At 58.1% G+C, this 20,978-nt stretch carries 14 protein-coding genes; 9 read left to right on the forward strand and 5 right to left on the reverse strand.

Features of this window, described 5'->3' with window-relative positions; translation table 11 throughout:
• Positions 1-3 precede the first annotated feature (3 nt).
• On the reverse strand, positions 4-2,589 hold the full coding sequence (pepN, locus tag Q0932_RS03805) for an aminopeptidase N (RefSeq protein WP_299349862.1): 2,586 nt from the start codon (positions 2,587-2,589) through the stop codon (positions 4-6).
• 206 nt (positions 2,590-2,795) lie between these two features.
• On the opposite strand from pepN, the gene Q0932_RS03810 reads away from it, so the two are divergent.
• Positions 2,796-4,943 (forward strand): malate synthase G, encoded by a 2,148-nt coding sequence (locus Q0932_RS03810; protein ID WP_299349863.1) that lies wholly within the window; start codon positions 2,796-2,798, stop codon positions 4,941-4,943.
• A gap of 149 nt (positions 4,944-5,092) precedes the next feature.
• Positions 5,093-5,827 carry an amidohydrolase family protein gene (locus Q0932_RS03815; protein WP_299349864.1) on the forward strand — a complete coding sequence of 245 codons (735 nt, stop codon included), beginning with the start codon at positions 5,093-5,095 and terminating at the stop codon, positions 5,825-5,827.
• 205 nt (positions 5,828-6,032) lie between these two features.
• Here Q0932_RS03815 and prpE read toward each other — a convergent pair whose 3' ends face one another.
• Positions 6,033-7,925 carry a propionate-CoA ligase PrpE gene (prpE, locus tag Q0932_RS03820; RefSeq protein WP_299349865.1) on the reverse strand — a complete coding sequence of 631 codons (1,893 nt, stop codon included), beginning with the start codon at positions 7,923-7,925 and terminating at the stop codon, positions 6,033-6,035.
• Positions 7,926-8,206: 281 nt separating this feature from the next.
• Positions 8,207-10,486: an NADP-dependent malic enzyme gene (locus tag Q0932_RS03825; protein WP_299349866.1), complete on the reverse strand. Its 2,280-nt coding sequence runs from the start codon at positions 10,484-10,486 to the stop codon at positions 8,207-8,209.
• A gap of 246 nt (positions 10,487-10,732) precedes the next feature.
• On the opposite strand from Q0932_RS03825, the gene Q0932_RS03830 reads away from it, so the two are divergent.
• The 6 genes from Q0932_RS03830 (at position 10,733) to Q0932_RS03855 (ending at position 16,846) form a co-directional block, all read left to right on the forward strand.
• Complete coding sequence (locus Q0932_RS03830; RefSeq protein ID WP_299349868.1) at positions 10,733-11,125, forward strand: cytidine deaminase; 393 nt, start codon at positions 10,733-10,735, stop codon at positions 11,123-11,125.
• Positions 11,126-11,129: 4 nt separating this feature from the next.
• On the forward strand, positions 11,130-12,434 hold the full coding sequence (locus Q0932_RS03835) for a thymidine phosphorylase (RefSeq protein WP_299349869.1): 1,305 nt from the start codon (positions 11,130-11,132) through the stop codon (positions 12,432-12,434).
• Entirely contained in the window at positions 12,434-13,645 is a 1,212-nt protein-coding gene (locus Q0932_RS03840; protein ID WP_299349870.1) for a phosphopentomutase, read from the forward strand. The genes Q0932_RS03835 and Q0932_RS03840 overlap by 1 nt, the downstream gene beginning before the upstream one ends.
• Positions 13,642-14,628 (forward strand): adenosine deaminase, encoded by a 987-nt coding sequence (locus Q0932_RS03845; RefSeq protein ID WP_299349871.1) that lies wholly within the window; start codon positions 13,642-13,644, stop codon positions 14,626-14,628. Before Q0932_RS03840 ends, Q0932_RS03845 begins: the two co-directional genes overlap by 4 nt.
• Complete coding sequence (gene upp, locus Q0932_RS03850; protein WP_299350623.1) at positions 14,625-15,257, forward strand: uracil phosphoribosyltransferase; 633 nt, start codon at positions 14,625-14,627, stop codon at positions 15,255-15,257. Before Q0932_RS03845 ends, upp begins: the two co-directional genes overlap by 4 nt.
• Positions 15,258-15,403: 146 nt before the next feature.
• A complete protein-coding gene (locus Q0932_RS03855; RefSeq protein WP_299349872.1) occupies positions 15,404-16,846 on the forward strand; it encodes an SPOR domain-containing protein in 1,443 nt (480 codons plus the stop codon).
• An 8-nt stretch (positions 16,847-16,854) separates the two neighbouring features.
• On the opposite strand, the gene Q0932_RS03860 is transcribed toward Q0932_RS03855, so the two are convergent.
• Both Q0932_RS03860 and Q0932_RS03865 read right to left on the reverse strand, forming a co-directional pair.
• The gene (locus Q0932_RS03860) at positions 16,855-17,865 is read right to left on the reverse strand and encodes a hypothetical protein (protein WP_299349873.1); all 1,011 of its coding nucleotides are present in this window, start codon (positions 17,863-17,865) and stop codon (positions 16,855-16,857) included.
• 328 nt (positions 17,866-18,193) lie between these two features.
• Entirely contained in the window at positions 18,194-19,822 is a 1,629-nt protein-coding gene (locus Q0932_RS03865; protein ID WP_299349874.1) for an AMP-binding protein, read from the reverse strand.
• A 110-nt stretch (positions 19,823-19,932) separates the two neighbouring features.
• Here Q0932_RS03865 and Q0932_RS03870 point away from each other — a divergent pair, with 110 nt between their 5' ends.
• Positions 19,933-20,829 (forward strand): DMT family transporter, encoded by an 897-nt coding sequence (locus tag Q0932_RS03870; RefSeq protein ID WP_299349875.1) that lies wholly within the window; start codon positions 19,933-19,935, stop codon positions 20,827-20,829.
• Positions 20,830-20,978: the final 149 nt, after the last annotated feature.

Genomic DNA, 20,978 nt, shown 5'->3' on the forward strand with positions numbered 1-20,978 from the left:
CGCTCAGGCTCCCCGGATCCGCGTGACCATTTCAGATGTATCACGGCTCAGGTCAGGATGTGCGGCAATCCGGTCCAGTTGCGTCTGGATCAGGGCCTGCCGGTCGCTGTCATAGCGCTTCCATGTCTGGAAGGCAGAGCACATGCGCGCCGAGACCTGAGGGTTCAAGGGGTCGAGTTTCAGCAGCCAATCTGTCAGCAGCGTGTAGGCCGCGCCGCTTTTGTGATGGAACCCGGCATGGTGCGCGCCAAGGACGCCCAGGGCCGCACGGAAGCGATTTGGGTTTTTCATATCAAAATCAGGGCGTTGCGTGAGCTTATTGACGGTTTCAACCACATCTTGCGGCTTGGCCGACATGACCTGCAACGAGAACCATTTGTCCATCACCAAACGATCCTGCGCCCATTGCTTTTCAAAAGCGGCCAATTGAGCATCTCCGGTCCCGGCGTCCAGCAGGCACGACAAGGCCGCGAGTTGCTGGGTCATGTTGTCTGCCTTGCTGTACTGATCGGTGGCCTGTTTGCCTGCATCTTGCCGGCTGATCAGAGCCAGCACGGCATTGGCCAGCGCCCGGCTGCCTGCAGGCCCGGCCTCTGGCGAGAAGGGGCCGTCGACCTGATTGTCAGCATAAAGCCCCGGCAACAAATCCCCCAATGCCTCGGCCTTGGCGTCTCGCAACGCCTCGGAAGCGGCGTAAATTGCCTCGGGATCGGGGACATGCCCGGCATCATGCAGAATGCCGGCCAACTCAGATTGGGTTGGTTGGCCGAGCATCAGGGCGCGATACGCGGGGTCGAGGCTCTCGTTTCTTAGCACGGCCCTGAGACCGTCCAGATAATCAGGGTTGGGTGCGCTGCCCGTGGTTACGGCAGAGACCAGCGAGTCGCGCGCCAGCATGCGCCCGGCTTCCCAGCGGTTGAACGGATCGGTGTCATGGGCCAGCAGAAATGCGCGCCGGTCACTGTCGATGTCATGATCCAGGATCACCGGGGCCGAGAACCCGCGCAAGATCGACGGAACCGGCCGTGTGGCATGCCCTGAAAAGCTGAAACTCTGGCTCGCTTCGGTCAGTTCCAGCGTCTGGGTTTCCAAAACTTCGTCGCCGTTGGGGTTCAAAAGCCCCAGGTTCACCGGGATGACCTGTGGCTCTTTGCTCTCTTGTCCGGGCGTGGGGGCGGTGGTTTGCGTCAGATGCAGCGTGAAGGTATCGCCATCAAATTCTTCCCGAACTTCGACTCGCGGTGTGCCGGATTGCGAATACCAGCGTTTAAATTGCGTCAGGTCGCGTCCGGTGCTGTCTTCAAACACCTTGATCCAGTCTTCGATGGTGGCCGCATCCCCATCATGTCGCTCAAAGTAGAGGTCTAGCGCCTTGGAGTAAGCCTCGGGCCCGACCAATGTGCGCAGCATGCCGATGACCTCGGCGCCTTTTTCGTAGACGGTTGCCGTATAGAAGTTGTTGATTTCCTGAAAGCTTTCCGGGCGCACGGGGTGGGAGAGTGGGCCTTGGTCTTCCGGGAATTGACGCCCTCGCAACGACAGAACATCGGAAATGCGTGCCACCGGGGCGGATCGCATATCGGCAGTGAACTGTTGGTCGCGATAGACGGTGAGCCCCTCTTTCAGACAGAGCTGAAACCAATCGCGGCAGGTAATGCGGTTGCCAGTCCAGTTGTGGAAATACTCATGCGCGATGATCGCCTCGATGCGTTCGAAGTTGCCGTCGGTCGAGGTTTCAGGGCTGGCGAGCACGCAGGACGAGTTAAAGACGTTCAACCCCTTGTTCTCCATTGCGCCCATGTTGAAGTCGTCCACGGCCACGATGTTGAACTCGTCCAGATCGTATTCACGGCCATAGACGTCTTCGTCCCATTTCATCGAATTTTTCAACGCTTCCATGCCAAAAGCGCATTTGTCCTCGTCTCCGGGGCGCACCCAGATGGCAAGGCTCACCTCTTTGCCGGACATGGTGGTGAACTTGTCTTCATGCGCAATCAGATCACCCGCCACCAATGCAAAGAGATAAGCCGGTTTGGGCCAGGGGTCCTGATAGATTGTGACTGTTGGCACGTCGTCCTGTGTCAGGTCAGTCGAAGAATAAAGCCCGTTACCATTCGACAGCATGACAGGCGTGTGTGCTTGCGTACTTTCGATGCGCACGGTGAATTGCGCCATCACATCCGGGCGGTCGGGGTACCACGTGATCTTGCGAAAGCCCTCGGCCTCACACTGCGTGCAATACATGCCGTTTGACATATAGAGACCCTCAAGCGCGGTGTTGTCTTGTGGGTTGATCTCAACCTCGGCTTCCCAATTAAAGGGCGCTTCGGGGACATCCACCTCGATGCCGCCTTCAACATGGTTGGGCGTGACCTCGTGGCCATCGACCTTGATCGAGATGTGTTTCAGATCTTCTCCGTGCAGGAAAAAAGGGCGGTGATGCACGTCGTAATCCGGGCGAAACCGGATCCGCGAAATCACACGTGTCGCCGTTGGGTGCAGGCGAAAGGTCAGGTGAACATCGTCGATGATCCAGCCAAAGGGTTTGTAGTCGTCCAGATAGATCGTCTTGGGGCTGTCATCGCGCATTGCCGTCTCCTGAGATGGTCCGTGGTCAAAGATGTAGCCAATCGAGGGGCGGCTGCAAGCGGCGATGCCAAGGATCGACATCAGTTTGTTGCAAATTTTGAAAGATTATCAGGCAGAGCCAAAAGATGCGTTTGTTGCCTATAGGAAACTTCTGCTCTAGATCGATCACAGTATACCATCGTGCACCCAAAGATTCCGGAGCGGATATGAGCGACAGACTGAACCGAGACGGCCTGCAGGTTGACCCTGTGTTGGCGACTTTCATCGAAGAGGCGGCGCTGCCGGGTACCGGCGTTGACGCGGGTGCGTTTTGGGCTGGACTGTCGGGCATCTTGCACGAACTAGGGCCTGAAAATCAGGCGTTGTTAGACAAGCGCGAGGCCTTGCAGGGTCAGATCGATGCTTGGCATCTCGCCAATCGCGACGCGCCGCACGATCACGAAAGCTACAAGGCGTTTTTGGAAGAGATTGGGTATTTGCTGCCCGAAGAGGACGCGTTTCAGGTTGAGACGGCCAATGTCGACCCTGAAATTGCCAGCGTTCCGGGGCCACAATTGGTGGTGCCGATCACCAACGCGCGCTACGCGCTGAACGCGGCAAATGCCCGGTGGGGCAGCCTTTATGATGGGCTATACGGCACCGACGCAATGGGCGTACCGGCACCCAAAGGCGGCTATAACAAAGGTCATGGCGCCCGTGTTGTTGCGCGTGCGCGTGTATTTCTGGATGAGAGCTTTCCGGTTGAGGGGCTGAGCCATGCAGATGCCCGGCGGTACCATGTGCGCGATGGTGCGCTGTTGGTCGACGATCTGCCCCTGATGCAGCCAGAAAAGTTCGCCGGTTTCAGTGGCAACCCCAAGGCGCCAGACGCGATCCTATTGGTCAATCATGGTTTGCATGTCGAACTGGTGTTTGACCGTGCCCATCCTATTGGCAGTCACGATCAGGCCGGGCTGGCGGATGTGCGGCTGGAAAGTGCGATTTCGGCGATCATGGACTGCGAAGACTCGGTGGCCTGCGTTGATGCCGAAGACAAAGTGCAGGCCTATGGCAACTGGCTGGGCCTGATGCGCGGCGACCTGACAGAAGAGGTTGAAAAGGGTGGCAAGTCCTTTAACCGCGCGCTGAACTCTGACCTGACCTTTTCAGCCGCCGATGGCAGTGACCTGACTCTGAAAGGACGCGCGCTGATGCTGGTGCGCAATGTCGGTCATCTGATGACCAACCCTGCGATTTTGGATCGGAACGGTAATGAGGCCTTTGAGGGTCTGATGGACGCCATGATCACGACCCTGATCGCGATGCACGACTTGCAGCGCGAGAGCGGCAATTCAGTGCATGGATCTGTCTATGTGGTGAAACCCAAGATGCACGGACCGGAAGAGGTGGCCTTTGCCGTCAAAACCTTTGACCGGGTCGAAGACATCCTCGGCCTGCCGCGCAATACGGTCAAAATCGGCATCATGGACGAAGAGCGCCGCACCTCGGTCAACCTCAAGCAATGCATCCGTGCCGCGAAAAGTCGTGTGGCCTTTATCAACACCGGATTCCTTGATCGCACTGGCGACGAAATTCACACCTCGATGGAGGCCGGCCCCTTTAGCCGCAAGGATTTCATCAAGCGCAAGGGCTGGATCGGCGCCTATGAGAACCGCAACGTCGATATCGGCCTGGAATGTGGCCTGCAGGGCAGGGCGCAGATTGGCAAAGGCATGTGGGCCATGCCCGATCTGATGAGCGCGATGATTGAACAAAAGATCGAACACCCGAAGTCCGGCGCCAACTGCGCCTGGGTGCCCAGCCCTACGGCGGCCACCTTGCACGCGCTGCACTATCACAAGGTTGATGTCTTTGCCGTTCAGGATAAGCTCAAAGCTGGCGGGCGGCGTGCACATGTTGATGGAATTCTGGAAATCCCGCTGGCGACCTATCGCAAGTGGTCCAAAGATCAGATCCTGCGCGAAGTAGAGAACAACGCCCAAGGGATTCTTGGCTATGTGGTGCGCTGGATCGATCATGGCGTGGGATGTTCCAAGGTGCCGGACATCAACGATGTCGGCCTGATGGAAGATCGCGCGACCTGCCGGATCAGCTCGCAGGCCTTGGCCAACTGGCTGCACCACGAGGTGGTGAGTGAGGCCGAAGTGATGGCCGCCATGCAAAAGATGGCCGCCGTGGTCGACCGTCAGAACGCGGATGATGCAACCTATCGCCCAATGGCGCCTGGCTTTGAAGGGATCGCCTTTCAGGCAGCCTGTGACCTGGTGTTCCGCGGCCGGATTCAGCCTTCGGGCTATACAGAGCCCGTACTGCATGCGCGTCGACTGGAGTTAAAGGCTGCACAGACGGCCTAGACCATGATTGGGACTGCGTTTAGAGCAATAAGAGTAATCTCTGTTGCCTCATTTTCTTTCTTGACTTGCGGGCCCGAACGTCAGCAAGGCGGAACTTTTTCAACCTTCACCTGAATACGTCGATAGCCGCTTCCCGCCCAAAGTACCAAATGCTCCGCTTGAACCTGACGACAAGATTGGGCTCATATCTCGAACCGAACCTTGAAGAGATCTGGAACATCGAACCCGGCGACATGATCGACTCCATGTTGCCATGGTGGGAGGCGGGTTTTCGCATTCATATTCATTCCAACGGGGATGCCGCGCAGGATGCCGTTCTAAACGCCCTCGCACATATGCCAAACGTGCGCCCGAGGTTTGATCACAGGTTCGTCTTCGAACACATCGGACTTTCATCTGTTGTTCAAATCCGGCGTATGAAGGCGCTTGGCGCCACGGCCAGCGTGAACCCCAGCTTCGTCTACCTCAGAGGTGACCTGAATGCCGTTTATATCGGTCGCAATCGCACGGCGCAGGCTGCGCGGCTTGGGAAACTGCTGCGATACGATTTACCCACAACAATACACTCAGATTTACCGGTCGCACCGGCGGACCCGCTGTTGTTGATGTGGATTGCTGTGAACAGGTTCGGGCAAGCTGGGGAGGTGCTGGCACCCGAGGAACGCGTCAGCAGTGAGCAAGCGCTGCGCATGGTTACAATTGACGCCGCACATGTTTTGGGCATGGACGACCGCATTGGAAGCATTGAGCCGGGAAAGTTTGCTGATTTTACAGTGTTGGAAGAAAACCCCCTCACCGTTTCACCGGAGCGTATACGTGACATCGGGATTTGGGGCACAGTGCACGCGGGCGAAGCGTTCCCGGCACCGCCCAAAACGCAGTAAGTCTGACAAACGATAAGGAAGGTGTTCGTAAACAATCGCTCTGCAATCAAACCGGATATTGCCTCCGGTCCTTACTCTCGCTTCAATGGTTTTGGTCAAATGCGCGAACAACTCGGATCCACTACCGGCAACGCGCTCGCCTCAACAGGGGCTTGCCCAAAAGCCCAGCATCGCTGCAGGGCTTTTTTTGCCTTGCGGCCGGGGCTCACCCCTTGGCATAGCCTAGCGTTTGCAGTGCCTCGGTGATCTCGTCGAGGATCACCGGATCGTCGATGGTCGCGGGCATCTTCCACTCGGTGCCGTCCGCAATCGAGACCATGGTGCCACGCAGGATCTTGCCCGAGCGTGTCTTAGGCAACCGGTCCACCACCACGGCCAGCTTAAACGCCGCCACGGGGCCGATTTTTTCGCGCACCAGTTTCACCACTTCTTTGACCACGTCTGCGTTGTCACGATCTGCGCCAGCATTCAGACACAAGAAGCCAACGGGCATCTGACCCTTGAGGCTGTCTGACACGCCGATCACGGCGCATTCGGCGACATCCGGGTGGCTGGCCAGAACCTCTTCCATGCCGCCGGTCGACAGGCGGTGGCCTGCGACGTTGATGACGTCATCGGTGCGCGCCATGATGTAGACATAGCCGTCCTCATCCATCATGCCCGCATCACCCGTCTCATAGTAACCGGGGAAAGTGTTGAGATAGCTTTTCTTGAAGCGATCTTCGGCGTTCCACAGCGTCGGCAAGGTGCCCGGAGGCAGCGGCAGCTTGATTGCAATCGCCCCAAGGGTTCCGGCCTCAACCGGATGGCCCGCATCGTCCAGAATGGTCACATCGTAGCCCGGCATCGGCACGGTGGGTGATCCCAGCTTGATGGGCAGCTCCTCGATCCCTACCGGGTTCGCGGCAATCGCCCAGCCGGTTTCGGTCTGCCACCAGTGGTCAATCACCGGCACCTGCAGTTGATCCTGTGCCCAGACAATGGTGTCGGGATCGGCGCGTTCCCCGGCCAGGAACACCTGCTCCAGACATCTGAGGTCATACTTTTTGACGAACTCACCAGCTGGGTCTTCGCGTTTTACGGCGCGGAAGGCGGTTGGCGCCGTAAAGAACGACTTGACGTTATGCTCCGAAATCACCCGCCAGAAGGTGCCCGCATCCGGCGTACCCACAGGCTTGCCCTCAAAGACGATGGTGGTGTTGCCGTGGATCAGCGGCGCATAGCAGATATAGCTGTGGCCCACGACCCAACCTACGTCTGAAGCGGCCCAGAACACATCACCGGGATCGACATTGTAGAGGTTCTTCATCGTCCAGTTCAGCGCCACCAGCTGACCGGCAGTGTGGCGGATCACGCCCTTGGGCTGGCCCGTCGTGCCCGAGGTATAAAGGATATAGGCCGGGTGGTTGCCTTCAACCGGCACGCACTCTGCTGGCTCAACCCCATACTGAAACCCATGCCAGTTATAATCGCGGCCCTCTTTCAGATGGGCCACTTCCTGCTCGCGCTGGAAGATCACGGTAAAGTCCGGTTTGTGCTCGGAGAGGTCAATCGCGCCGTCCAACAGCGGTTTGTAGTGCACAACGCGGCCCGGCTCGAGGCCACAACTCGCGGCAATGATGGCCTTGGGCTTGGCGTCGTCGATCCGCACTGCCAGCTCGTTTGCGGCAAAGCCACCAAACACCACCGAATGCACTGCGCCCAGACGCGCGCATGCCAGCATCGCCTCGACCGCTTCGGGGATCATCGGCATGTAGATGATGACGCGATCGCCTTTCTCGATACCCTTGGCACGCAGCGCCCCGGCGAGGCTGGCGACGCGGTTGCGCAGCTCAATATAAGAAATCGCACGCTTGGTGTGGGTGATCGGGCTGTCATAGATAATCGCGGTCTGCTCACCGCGTCCGTTTTCGACGTGGCGGTCAACCGCGTTCCAGCAGGTGTTCACCTTGGCATCGGCAAACCACTCAAACAGACCATCGCCTTTGTCGAACAACGCCTTCGAAGGGGCCTCGTCCCAGTCAATCGCCTTGGCAGCCTCCATCCAGAACCCCTCGGGGTCTTTCTTCCAGCCTTGGTAAACCTCTTTATAGGACATCACAGTCTCCTCCGAAATGTGTTGGGAAACTGTTACGCAAGGCAACAGCTTTGCAGCAAGCATCTTTCGCGACGCCGCGTCAGATTATCGCAAAATATTTGCAGTACTGGCGCAAATTTGCCTGCAAAGTTTTGCAAAGCGCCCGATATTGTCGGAAAGACTTTGAAGTTTATGCATTTTTGCAAATCTGCAAATATTTCACTGCAAAACTTAAGGGGGCCAGATTCGCCCCTCTTCATTTTGGTCAAAGTACTCCGGGGTGCGGGGCAGCGCCCCGCGACTTACCCGTAGTGCGCAACCGGCGTTCCGGCAATGGCCGCCATGTTCAGCAGACCGCGCGCGGTGGTCGACGGCGTCACGATATGCGCCCGGTTGCCCATTCCCATCAAAATGGGCCCAACCGGCAGGGCATCGGATTTGGTCTTGAGAATGTTGCGCACGGCAGAGGCCGCATCCGCGTGTCCAAAGATCAGCACATTGGCAGGACCGGACAGTCGGTTTTCCGGCAACAGGCTGATGCGGATGCTCTCATCCAATGCGGCGTCCACATTCATTTCGCCCTCGTATTCGAAATCTGTTTCTACCGCGTCCAGCATGGCAATCGCCTCGCGCAGACGCTTGCCCGAGCCTTCGGCCTGATTGCCGAACTGCGATTGCGAACAGAAGGCGATGCGGGGCTCCACCCCAAAGCGGCGCGCATGGCGGGCGGCCCCTTGTGCGATGATTGCCAATTGCTCAGGCGAGGGCAGGGACCAGACATGGGTATCGGCCAGGAACAGCGGGCCATCTTCCAGGATCATCAGCGACAGCGCACCGTGCGGGGTGTGCTCGTGGTCCCCCAGAACCTGATTGACGTAGTTCAGATGCCAGCGGTATTCGCCAAAGGTGCCGCAGATCAGGCTGTCAGCCTCGCCGCGATGCACCATGACGGCGCCAATGGCCGTGGTGTTGGTGCGCATGATGGCTTTGGCCAGATCCGGCGTCACGCCACGGCGTTGCATGATCTCATGATAGGTGCCCCAATAGTCGCGATAACGAGGGTCGTTTTCGGGATTCACCACTTCGAAATCCGTATCGGGTCGGATTTTTAGACCAAAGCGTGCGCAGCGTTTCGCCATCACGTCCGGGCGGCCAATCAAAATCGGGGTCTCGGTGGTTTCTTCCAGAATGGCCTGAGCGGCGCGCAGCACCTGCTCGTTCTCGCCCTCGGCAAAGACAATCCGACGCTTGGCCGCCAATGCCGCCTCAAAGACCGGTTTCATCAGCAGGGCGGATTTGAACACCGACTGGTTCAGTTTCTGAACATAGGCTTTCAGGTCGTGGATTGGCCGCGTGGCGACACCGCTGTCCATTGCCGCCTTGGCGACCGAGGCCGACACCACGCCGACAAGGCGCGGGTCAAAGGGTTTGGGGATCAGGTATTCCGGGCCAAAGGTCAGTTGCTCGCCCTTATAGGCGGCGGCGGCCTCAGCGCTGGTGGTGGCGCGGGCCAGTTCGGCAATACCGTCGATGCAGGCGAGCTGCATCTCGTCATTGATCTCGGTTGCGCCTACGTCCAGCGCGCCCCGAAAGATAAAGGGAAAACACAGGACGTTGTTGACCTGGTTGGGGAAATCGCTGCGTCCAGTGGCCATGATCGCATCTGGGGCCACCTCACGTACAGCGTCGGGCATGATCTCGGGCGTTGGGTTGGCCAGCGCAAAGATAATCGGCTGCTTGGTCATCTTTGCGACCATCTCGGGCTTGAGAACACCCGGACCCGAAAGGCCCAGGAACATGTCTGCGCCATCAATCACATCATCCAACGTGCGGGGCACGGTGCCTTGTGCGTATTCCGCCTTTTGTGGCGTCATGTCCTTGGTGCGGCCCTCATAGACCAGCCCTTCGATGTCGCAGAGCCAGACGTTTTCCCGTCTGACGCCCAGTTTCAGCAGCATATTGAGACAGGCAATGCCCGCCGCGCCGCCACCGGTGCTGACAATCTTGATATCTTCGAATTTTTTACCCGCCACGCGCAGCGCGTTGGTGGCCGCGGCGCCGACAACAATCGCGGTGCCGTGCTGATCGTCGTGAAACACCGGAATATTCATCCGTTCACGGCACAGTTTCTCGACGATAAAGCAATCCGGCGCCTTGATGTCTTCAAGGTTGATCGCGCCAAAGGTTGGCCCGAGGGAGCAAACGATATCGGCCAGTTTTTCTGGATCTTTTTCGTCCACTTCAAGATCAAAACAGTCGATATTGGCGAATTTCTTGAACAGAACAGCCTTGCCTTCCATCACCGGTTTTGAGGCGAGGGCACCAATATTTCCAAGGCCCAAAACCGCCGTACCGTTTGAGACCACGGCCACAAGATTGCCGCGCGCGGTGTAGCGCGATGCACTGGACGCGTCCTCTTTGATTTCCAGACAGGCCTCGGCCACGCCCGGGCTATACGCGCGGCTCAGGTCGCGACCATTGGCCAGCGGCTTAGTTGCGCGGATCTCAAGTTTGCCGGGTTTTGGAAATTCATGATAATCCAGCGCGGCGTGACGGACGGTTTTTTTGGGGGTATCGGACATGGGATTTGCTCGGATTCTGCTCTCGGTATCAGGTTAGTTTAGTGTTAAACTACTTATCTCGGAATGAAAATGGGGCGAATTGACTTTAGGTCAGGACCTCTTGCAACCCTTCGTTCAGAACCACAATCTCGGCGGGTGTCGATGTCCCAAAGACAGGGACTTGCCCATGCGGTCTATCCGGGCAACGATACAGCATGACAGGGTCGCAAGCGAGTCCGCCCACCAACCCCGAACCCGGAGGTCTCTATGAGCCTGCAAAAAGCCGCGCTGGCCGTTCGCGAAAACGCCTATGCCCCTTATTCCAACTTTAAGGTGGGGGCGGCCATCCTTGCCGCCGACGGAACCGTCTTTGCCGGGTGTAACGTGGAAAACATCGCTTACCCCGAAGGGACCTGCGCTGAAGCCGGGGCGATTGCAGCCATGATTGCGGCTGGTGAGACCCGCCTGACCGAAGTCTATGTCGTCGCCGACAGCCCACATCCCGTCACGCCGTGCGGGGGATGTCGTCAGAAACTGTCCGAGTTCGGGACAGGCGACGTCACGGTGACCCTCGCCAACCTTGAGGGTGTCGAAGAAAAGATGACTTTGGCAGACCTTTTGCCCGGCGCCTTTGGCGAGCACCACATGGAGAATACCTGACCTCATGGACGCACGCGCTATTATTGCCAAATTGCGCTTGGGAGAGGTGCCCAGTGCCGACGAATTAGCTTGGTTTGCCAACGGGCTGGCCGATGGGGTTGTGTCCGACGCTCAGGCCGGCGCCTTTGCAATGGCGGTCTGTCTGCGCGGATTAGGCGAAGAAGGCCGCGTTGCCCTGACCCTGGCCATGCGCGACAGCGGAGATCGCCTGACATGGGACTTGCCGGGGCCTGCGCTCGACAAGCATTCCACAGGTGGCGTGGGCGATTGCGTCTCGCTTGTTCTGGCGCCTGCATTGGCGGCGGCAGGGGCTTATGTTCCGATGATTTCGGGGCGAGGTCTGGGGCATACAGGCGGCACGCTGGACAAGATGGAGGCCATCCCCGGCCTGCGCACCACGCTGTCCGAAGATCAGTTTCGCCAAATTGTCGACATTGCTGGGTGTGCGATCGTATCGGCCAGCGCAGAAATTGCGCCTGCAGACAAGCGCCTCTATGCGGTGCGCGATGTTACAGGCACGGTCGAAAGCCTTGATCTGATCACCGCGTCGATCCTGTCAAAGAAATTGGCCGCGGGGCTGCATGGGCTGGTGCTGGATGTCAAACTGGGCTCGGGCGCGTTCATGAAAACACCGGAGGACGCGCGGGCGCTGGCAGATTCTCTGGTCACAACTGCAAACCTTGCGGGATGTCCGACCAGCGCGGTGATTTCTGATATGAATCAACCTCTTGCGCCTGCTTTGGGCAATGCCTTGGAAGTATCGGAGTGCATGGAAGTCCTGACAGGGCGCAAGGGTGGCGCGCTGGCGGACCTGTCGATTGCCTTGGGCGGTGTGTGCCTGGCGAACGCAGGACTGGCCTCGGATATTGAGGCCGGTACGACCAAGATGGTTGAGGTCCTGCAAAGCGGTGCCGCGGCCGAGCATTTTGGCCGAATGGTCGCCACGATGGGCGGGCCGGTGCAATTTGTTGAGAACTGGCAACGGTTTTTGCCCGAAGCCACGGTGATCCGTGAAGTGACCGCCCCCGAAGCCGGCTACGTCACGGCAATGGACGGTGAAGCGCTGGGTCTGGCCGTGGTCGCATTGGGCGGCGGGCGTCAGGTCGAAAGCGATGTGATTGATCCCTCGGTCGGCTTTTCTGACGTCGTGTCGCTGGGCGATAAGGTGCAAAAGGGCCAGCCTCTGCTGCGAGTACATGCAGCGCGTGAAGAACATGCCACTGCCGCCGCCAGAACAGCGCTTGGTGCGATCCGTATCGGGGGCTCCGCTCCCGAAGTGCCACCGCTAATCCATGAAAGGATACGTTGATGCCCCGCGCGTTCCTTGTCGTTATGGATTCCGTAGGCATTGGTGGCGCGCCGGACGCGGATCAGTTCTTTAACGGAGCCCGACCTGATACTGGCGCCAATACACTGGCCCATATCGCCCAAGGATGTGCCTCCGGCTTGGCCGAAGAGGGGCGCACCGGCCCTCTCAAATTGCCACATCTCGACGCGCTTGGCCTTGGGGTTGCGACGCGCCTTGCCAGTGGCGACAGGGTTCCGGGACTCGAGGCTGAACCGGTGAGGTTTTGGGCTGCCGCGACTGAACGCAGTGCGGGCAAGGACACCCCATCCGGGCATTGGGAACTCGCGGGTCTGCGGGTTCCATGGGATTGGACCTATTTTCCCGATGCTACACCGTCTTTCCCTGTGAGCCTGACAGACAAGGTTTGCGAAATTGCTGGAACCACTGGTGTGTTGGGCAACTGTCATGCCTCGGGAACGCAGATTATTTCAGAGCTGGGCGCAGAACACGTCAAAACCGGTTTTCCCATCTGCTATACAAGTGCAGACAGTGTCTTTCAGATCGCCGCTCACGAAGATCATTTCGGCCTCGAGAGGCTCTTGTATTTGTGCAAATCTCTGGCGCCAACCTTGCATGACATGAAAGTCGGTCGCGTGATTGCGCGTCCCTTTGTGGGGGATGCGGAAAATGGCTTTAGCCGCACCACCAACCGCAAAGATTTTGCGATTGCGCCACCGGAACCGATCCTCACCAATTGGGTGCAAGGCGCAGGCCGCGCAGTGCATGGTGTGGGCAAGATCGGAGACATCTTTTCCATGACAGGGATCGATGATTGCACAAAAGGTGCAGATGCCGACCTCATGATCTATCTGCATCGCCTCGTGGAAGACGCAGAAGACGGCAGCCTGACTTTCGCCAATTTCGTTGAGTTCGACAGTCTTTATGGCCATCGCCGGGATGTCTCTGGCTATGCCAGACATCTTGAATGGTTCGATGCCGAGATTGGTCAGGTTCTGTCGAAACTCAGGCCAGACGACCTGTTGCTCATCACCGCTGATCATGGCAATGACCCCTCCTGGAGTGGAACCGACCACACGCGCGAACGTGTGCCTGTGCTTTGCGCGGGCGCGGGATTTGGCAGTGCCGGTTTGATCGAAATGGTGGATGTCGCGGCCAGTGTGGCGGCGCATCTGGGCGTCCCATCACAGGGACTGGGAAAGAGTTTTTTGTGAGCGTTGCAACCCTACCGAAAATCGAACTGCACCTGCACCACGAAGGCGCAGCCCCACCTGAATTCATTCGTCAGCTGGCTTTTGAAAAGAAAGCGGACCTTAGTCGCATCTTTAACGATGACGGCTCGTATGCATTTGAAAACTTTGTGCATTTTCTGCAAGTCTACGAGGCCGCGACCTCGGTTCTGCAAACACCGGATGATTTCGCCCGCCTGACCCGCGCGATCCTTCAGGAAAGCGCGTCGCACGGCGTGGTCTATACCGAAAGCTTCCTCAGTCCTGATTTCTGCGGCGGCGGCGATGTGGCTGCGTGGAAAGAGTACCTGCACGCCATTCAGGAAGCCGCCGACAAGGCGGAACAGGATTTCGGCATCGTCCTGCGCGGCATCGTCACGCCGGTGCGCCATTTCGGCCCCGAGAAAGCCAAACGCGCAGCCCTTTGCGCCGCAGAGACGGCTGGCGACTGGATCGTCGGTCTGGGCATGGGCGGCGACGAGGGGCAGGGGCATCAGGGTGATTTCGCCTATGCCTTTGACATGGGCCGCGAGGTCGGGCTGCGGCTGACCACCCACGCGGGCGAATTTGGCGGTCCCGAAAGCGTTTGGGAAGCCATCCGCGACCTCAATGTCGAACGCATCGGCCACGGTGTGCGGGCCATCGAAGACCCCTCGTTGGTAAAAGAGTTGGCAGCGCGTCAGATCACGCTGGAATGTTGCCCCGGATCGAACGTTTTCCTTGGCCTTTATCCGGATCTGCCCAGCCATCCGATCCAGCGTCTGCGCGACGCTGGAGTTATGGTGACGGTATCTACAGACGACCCGCCATTTTTTCATAACACCATGTCCCGCGAATATGACATGCTGGCCGAGGCCTTTGGCTGGAACGAAACCGATTTCCGCGCGCTGAATGCGACTGCGCTTGACGCGGCCTTCTGCGACGCTGACACAAAGACGCGCATAAAAGAGAAACTGGAGTCTGCCTGATGGATCACCTGACCGTTGTCGATCACCCGCTGGTGCAACACAAACTGACGCTGATGCGCCGTACCGAAACCTCGACCGCCGAATTTCGCCGGCTGCTGCGCGAGATCAGCCAGTTGCTGGCCTATGAGGTGACACGCGAACTGCCAATGACCACCAAGCGTATTCAGACCCCTATGCAGGAAATGGACGCGCCCGTTCTGGATGGTCGCAAATTGGCCCTGGTCTCGATTCTGCGGGCCGGCAATGGATTGTTGGACGGCATGTTGGAATTGGTGCCTTCTGCGCGCGTCGGCTTTGTTGGCCTCTATCGAGACGAAGAAACGCTGGAACCTGTGCAGTATTACTTCAAGGCGCCCTCCGAGTTGGACGAGCGTCTCGTCATTGCAGTCGACCCGATGCTCGCGACCGGGAATTCTTCGGCCGCTGCGATTGATTTGCTGAAAGAAGCCGGTGCCAAAGACATCCGTTTCTTGTGTCTGCTGGCCGCCCCCGAAGGCGTTCAGCGCATGCAGGAAGCCCACCCAGATGTGCCGATTGTTACGGCCTCTTTGGACGAAAAACTAAACGAAAAGGGCTATATCATGCCGGGTCTTGGCGATGCCGGAGACCGGATGTTTGGCACCAAATAGCCGGTTTTACAGGTAATTTTCGCGTTCGGACCGCCGTGGTTTTCACGGCGGTTTGGTCGCAAATTAGATGCAGATCTGCGTCTATGGACTGTTTACTCATATAGGGTTTTGCGTCTAGACTGACCCCTACATCTTGTGGGGGCAAAATGAAACTGACCAGAGTCATCGCGATCACCGTGGTCGCGGCATCCTTGGGACTCGCGGCAAATGTGCATGCGCAATCCCTGAAAAATGTAGATACGCCGAACGAATTTCCGCCGACGTCCTACAAAGGCAAGCAATATGTGGACAGCAAAGGCTGTGTCTACATTCGCGCGGGAGTGGATGGCGCCACGACATGGGTGCCGCGTATGACGCGCGACCGCAAAGTAATTTGCGGTTACAAGCCGACCAACCCCAATGCCGCCCCCACGACGGCTTCGGCACAAAAACTGGACAAGAACGTCGTGTTTATCGAGCCGGCGGCAGCGCCAACGACGTCGGCTGTCGACAAGGTTTTTAAGCCTGCGGCAACCACACCATCGACCAGTACAACAACGGCCAAGCCCAAGGCCACGACGTCTACTCAGACGGCAACGACAACGACCGCAAAACGCAAGACGACAACCACTTCTTCGGCGGCCACCGCGTCTTCCACTCCGGTGCAAACAACCAAAACAACCAAACCAAAGAGTTCGACACCTTGGTGGAAGAAGCCTCCGAGCACCACAGCTGAGACAACACCGACAACGTCGACAACGGCCGCAAAACCCAAAACCACAACGGTTGCACCTGCGCCAACTGCACCAGCCCCTGCAACCACCACGGCCACGACAACAAGCAGCAGTCAGAAGCGGACTCTGGGCCAGACACCCCGGCAATCCGGCTACAATGCGCCGTGCCGTGGAGGCGTCGAAAGCAGCCAGACCGTGCGTTGTGGCCCGCAAAGCCAACTGCCGTACACACCGGGCACTGGTAACCCAACCACCGAACCACCGCGGATCATCTACAAGCGCCAAGGCGCAAGCCTGGTCAGCTCTTACACGCCTGCGCCGGGAACGGTTGTGCGGGAAGGAGAGGTTGCCTCGAACGTGCGTGTCATCCCGCGCCACCTATATGAAAACCGTCAGTATGCCATGCGCGAAACACAGGTTCCTGCCGGTTACGTGCGGGTTTTTGACGATGGACGCCTAAACCCGCACCGCGCAGAGATGACCTTTGCGGGCAAAGCCGCGACCGATGCGATCTGGTCCCAAACCGTGCCACGCGAGACCTTGAGAAATCCGACCTCGGCAGCGGTGATTTCGACGTCTGGGTCCACCTCAAACACGGCAACCCTGTCCACAAAAAACGCCCCGGCGGAAAAGTCCATTCGGCTTTCCGGTCAACGCTATGTTCAGGTGGCGACTTACGCAGATAAGGCCGCTGCCCAAAGTGCGGCACGTCAGGTCCGTGCCTTGGGCATGCCGACAAAAATAGGCAAGTATGACATAGCTGGGCAGACTTATCGTATTGTTTTGGCAGGACCTTTTTCAAACTCTGACAAGGCTGGCCGCGCCGCGACCAAAGCCCAGAACGCTGGGTATTCCGGTGCCTTTGTGCGCAACTAAGCACGATTTTAACCGCGGCAGATACCCTGCAGCGCGACCCAATCACCATCACTGAGAACCGGACGGGGCGAGGTCAGAAACGGATCTGCTTCGATCAACTGCAATGTCGTCTCGCCAGATGCATCCAGCGCGTAAGCGTAAGGTGATGACTTAACGTCCTTGTCTGAAAACGCGGTCAACAGGGTGTCCGGATCTTGCGGCACATGCGGCAACAACACCATTTCTTCGGCCCAGGTCCGGAGCAGATCATCGCTTAGCTCACCCGTGGTCAACAATCGAAAACTGGCACGCAAGCCAAGCCGTTCCAGCATTTGGCGTAACGGATCGACCTCGACGCGTTCAACCTGTTGCGCAATCACGTAGCCCGCCGCCACATCCGGCTCTTCATAGTCTTCGATCACGGCGCGGTTCAGCAGGATGCTCCCACCGGGCAAGGCCAGCGTATCGCGCACGCCCCCTCGTACGACGATCAAAGCGCGTGCTTCAAGACGTTCAGTTAACCGCCCCAACGCCGGGCTCGCCAAAATGTCGGTACAGGGCTTTCCTGTCAGCCGTTCCAATTGTCCCAACAACGCCAGCCCGATCTCTTGGCGTTTGACGTCTGGCACGACGGTCACGGTGTGCGTCAGCAAGGCTCCGGGCAACCAGAAGATCGCCAGTGCGGCAACACACAGGCTTGAGGTTACCAAGGTTACAAGCCGGAGACGGCCGGGGCGCGGGCGCCTGCGCCGGATCGCGGTGCGAAGTTGCTCGATGGCGTCGATCATTTGCGCTTCATCGCTGGAAATCTCAAGGATTTCGTCGGGATCACCATCGGGAAAGAAGATTGCTGGGCGTTCGCCTGGGTTTTCCCGCTCAAGGGCAGCCAAGGACCAATGCGCAAGGGGGCGATCCTGAAGATCGCTGATTGTCAGCGATGCGTCCCCGATTGAGACGATCACTTCGCGACGCTGCGCGTCAGCGCCCGCGCGCCACAACGCACTGGCTTCGATCCGATCATATTTGTCTAGGGCGGTCATGGGTGATGCCGGGCTGCTCTGCCTCTGTTTGACCAAACCGTAACATGGGACGCCCCCATGGGGCAATGAGTGGAAGAAGGGGGCCAGCCCCCCTCGCCGTCTTTTGGCAAAGACGCCGTTTCCCCCGGGATATTTGGGGCCAAAAGAAGACCTGAGTACTCCCCAACCTGACGGTCAGGGAGCTTCTTCAGGCGCGGCCATCGGCGTCCCCGCCTGTACCGCGCCAACAGGGTAGATCGTTAAGGTTAACAACCCCTTGCTTCTTTTGGCCTTAAGTATCCCGGGGGAGGTCCGAGCGTGCTCGGGGCGGGGACAGAGCCCCAATCCTTCAGAGTTTTGCCGCAACTTTGCGCAGTTCGAATTTCTGAATCTTGCCTGTGGACGTTTTGGGGAGTTCTTGGAACACAACGCGTTTCGGCGCCTTGAAGCCGGCAAGAGTTTCGCGGGAAAAGGCGATGATCTCGGCCTCGGTTGCGGATTGCCCTTCAAGCAGTTCAACAAAGGCACAGGGCACTTCGCCCCATTTGTCGTCCGGCTTGGCCACCACTGCTGCCATTGACACGGCCGGGTGTGCCATCAGCGTGCCTTCGACCTCGACGGACGAGATGTTCTCGCCACCCGAGATGATGATGTCCTTGGCGCGATCGGCGATCTGCACATAGGTGTCGGGATGTTGCAGTGCGATGTCACCGGAATGAAAATAGCCGCCCTTGAACGCTTCCGCCGTGGCTTCGGGGTTCTTGAGATACCCCTTCATCACCGAATTGCCGCGAATGACAATCTCACCTTGGGTTTTTCCGTCCATCGGAATTTGCGCCATGTTTTCGTCCATGACGGTGATGTGTTCCATCATCGGAAAGGCGATGCCCTGACGTGCTTTGATGGTTGCGACCTCAGGCTTGTCGAGGGCTCCCCACTCGTCGTCTTTCCAAAGGCATTCGGTGACATGACCATAGGTTTCCGTCAGCCCATAGACCTGCGTGACGTTGAATCCAAGGTCTTCGATTTTGGCAAGGGTCGCTGGGGCAGGGGGGGCGCCTGCGGTAAAGACCTCAACCGTGTGGTCAAAAGTGCGTCGTTCCTCATCCAATGCATTGACGATCATATTCAGAACGATGGGCGCGCCACCGAAATGCGTGACCCCTTCGTAGTGGATGGCGTTATAGATCGCCTGCGCGGTGATATCGCGGCAGCACACCAGCGTGCCGCCAATCATTGGCATCATCCACGTGTGGTTCCAGCCGTTACAGTGGAACAGGGGCACAATCGCCATAAAGACCGGGTGCAGCACCATGCGCCAGCTGACCACTGTGCCCATGGTCATGAGGTATGCCCCACGATGGTGACAGACCACGCCCTTGGGCCGCCCGGTGGTGCCCGAGGTATAGTTCAGCGACAGGCTTTCCCATTCGTCTTCTGGCATGATCCAGTCGAACGCTGGATCGCCGGTTTCCAGCAGAGCCTCATAGTCGGTGTAGGACCCGCTGGCGTGATAGCCCGCCTGATCGTCGGCGACCTCGATGATGATCGGCTTGGGGCCTTCCATCGCGTCAACCGCAGCTTTGACCGTGTCCATGAACTGCGGGTCGACCAGCACAACTTTGGCCTCGCCGTGGTCAAAGATGTAGGCCACGGTGTCGACGTCCAGCCGGGTGTTGATCGTGTTCAAAACAGCGCCACATGCCGGGACGCCGAAATGCGCTTCGGCCTGTGCCGGCAGGTTCGGGATCAGTGTGGCAACGACGTCTCCGGGGCGAACCCCCAATCCGATCAGCGCCGAGGCAAGACGAGTGCAACGTTCGTAATACTCGGCATAGGTCTTGCGGTGCTTTCCATAGCTGACCGCGAGGGTATCGGGGAAAACATCACGCGCCCGACGCAAGTGCGACAGCGGTGTCAAAGGCACGAAATTTGCCGCGCATTTGTCCAGCCCAGTTTCATCAACCATCCAGCCCATCAAATCCCTCCCTTGATTCTGCGGCTCATGTCGCTTTACGACAGACTATTCATGTCAGTTACCCCTCGTGTAGTGCGGAACCGACAATTGTCAGACAATTAGAGGCAGAAATGACCGCAAGCGTCAATAACCGTCCTGTCGCTGCCGCGCTTTCGATGCTGTCGGCAATGGCCACGATTGGGTTCATTGACAATTTTGTTGGTGAAATCTCGGCGCACGTCAGTGTCTGGCAGTTCATCTGGATGCGCTCAACGGTGATGTTTCCTTTGCTGATCCTGATGTCCCTAGTTGGCCTTGGAACGCTTTGGGCGGTTCGTTGGCGTCCGGTTCTGGCGCGCGCCACAATCATCACCTGCGCCATGGTGCTTTACTTTGGCTCTCTCGGCCTGATGCCGATCACGCAGGCGCTTGCCGGGTTGTTCACTTCGCCAATCTGGGTGTTGCTCATCAACCTTGTTTTTATGCGGCGACGCATTGGCCCCTGGCGCATCGCTGCTGTGTTCATCGGGTTTGCAGGCATCTTGTTGGTGCTGCAACCGGGGACCGACGGCTTTGGGCTTTCGATGCTGATGCCTGTGGCTGCGGGACTGTTCTATGCCGTCTCGTCCATTGCCACCCGTAGCTGGTGTGCTGGTGAAAGCGCTTTAGCCCTTTTGGGGACCAATATGGCCGTCATGTGGGTGGTTGGCGGGCTGGCGACACTGCTGCTTGGCATTACACCTTTAGAGCAACAGGATTTCCTGACCCGGTCGCCATCCTGGGAGATTTGGCCCATCGTGCCTTACATCCTTTTGCAAGCCGTGGGGTCCTTGACGGGGGTTTTTCTGATTATCCGGGCTTATCAGATGGATGAGCCGACAAACGTCGCCGTCTTTGAGTACTCGGTGATGCTGTTCGGGCCGGTCTTTGCCTTTCTGTTGTTTGGACAGGGGGTGAATGGATTGCAAGCCATCGGGATTGCCATGATCGCCGCTTCGGGCGTGATTATCGCAATTCGCTCAAAGTAAGCCTGACGATTCGAGCCGCTTAATTGCGGCGGTATTTCCGTCTGATCTGAGGCCAATTCCCCTATGGAAATGCCATTGTGCGAACATTGGAAACACTGCCCCAAAAAGACCTCATTTCAGGCCAAAGGTATCCTTACAAATTTAAACAA

This window comes from uncultured Shimia sp. (assembly GCF_947498095.1).
Classification (GTDB): Bacteria; Pseudomonadota; Alphaproteobacteria; order Rhodobacterales; family Rhodobacteraceae; genus Shimia.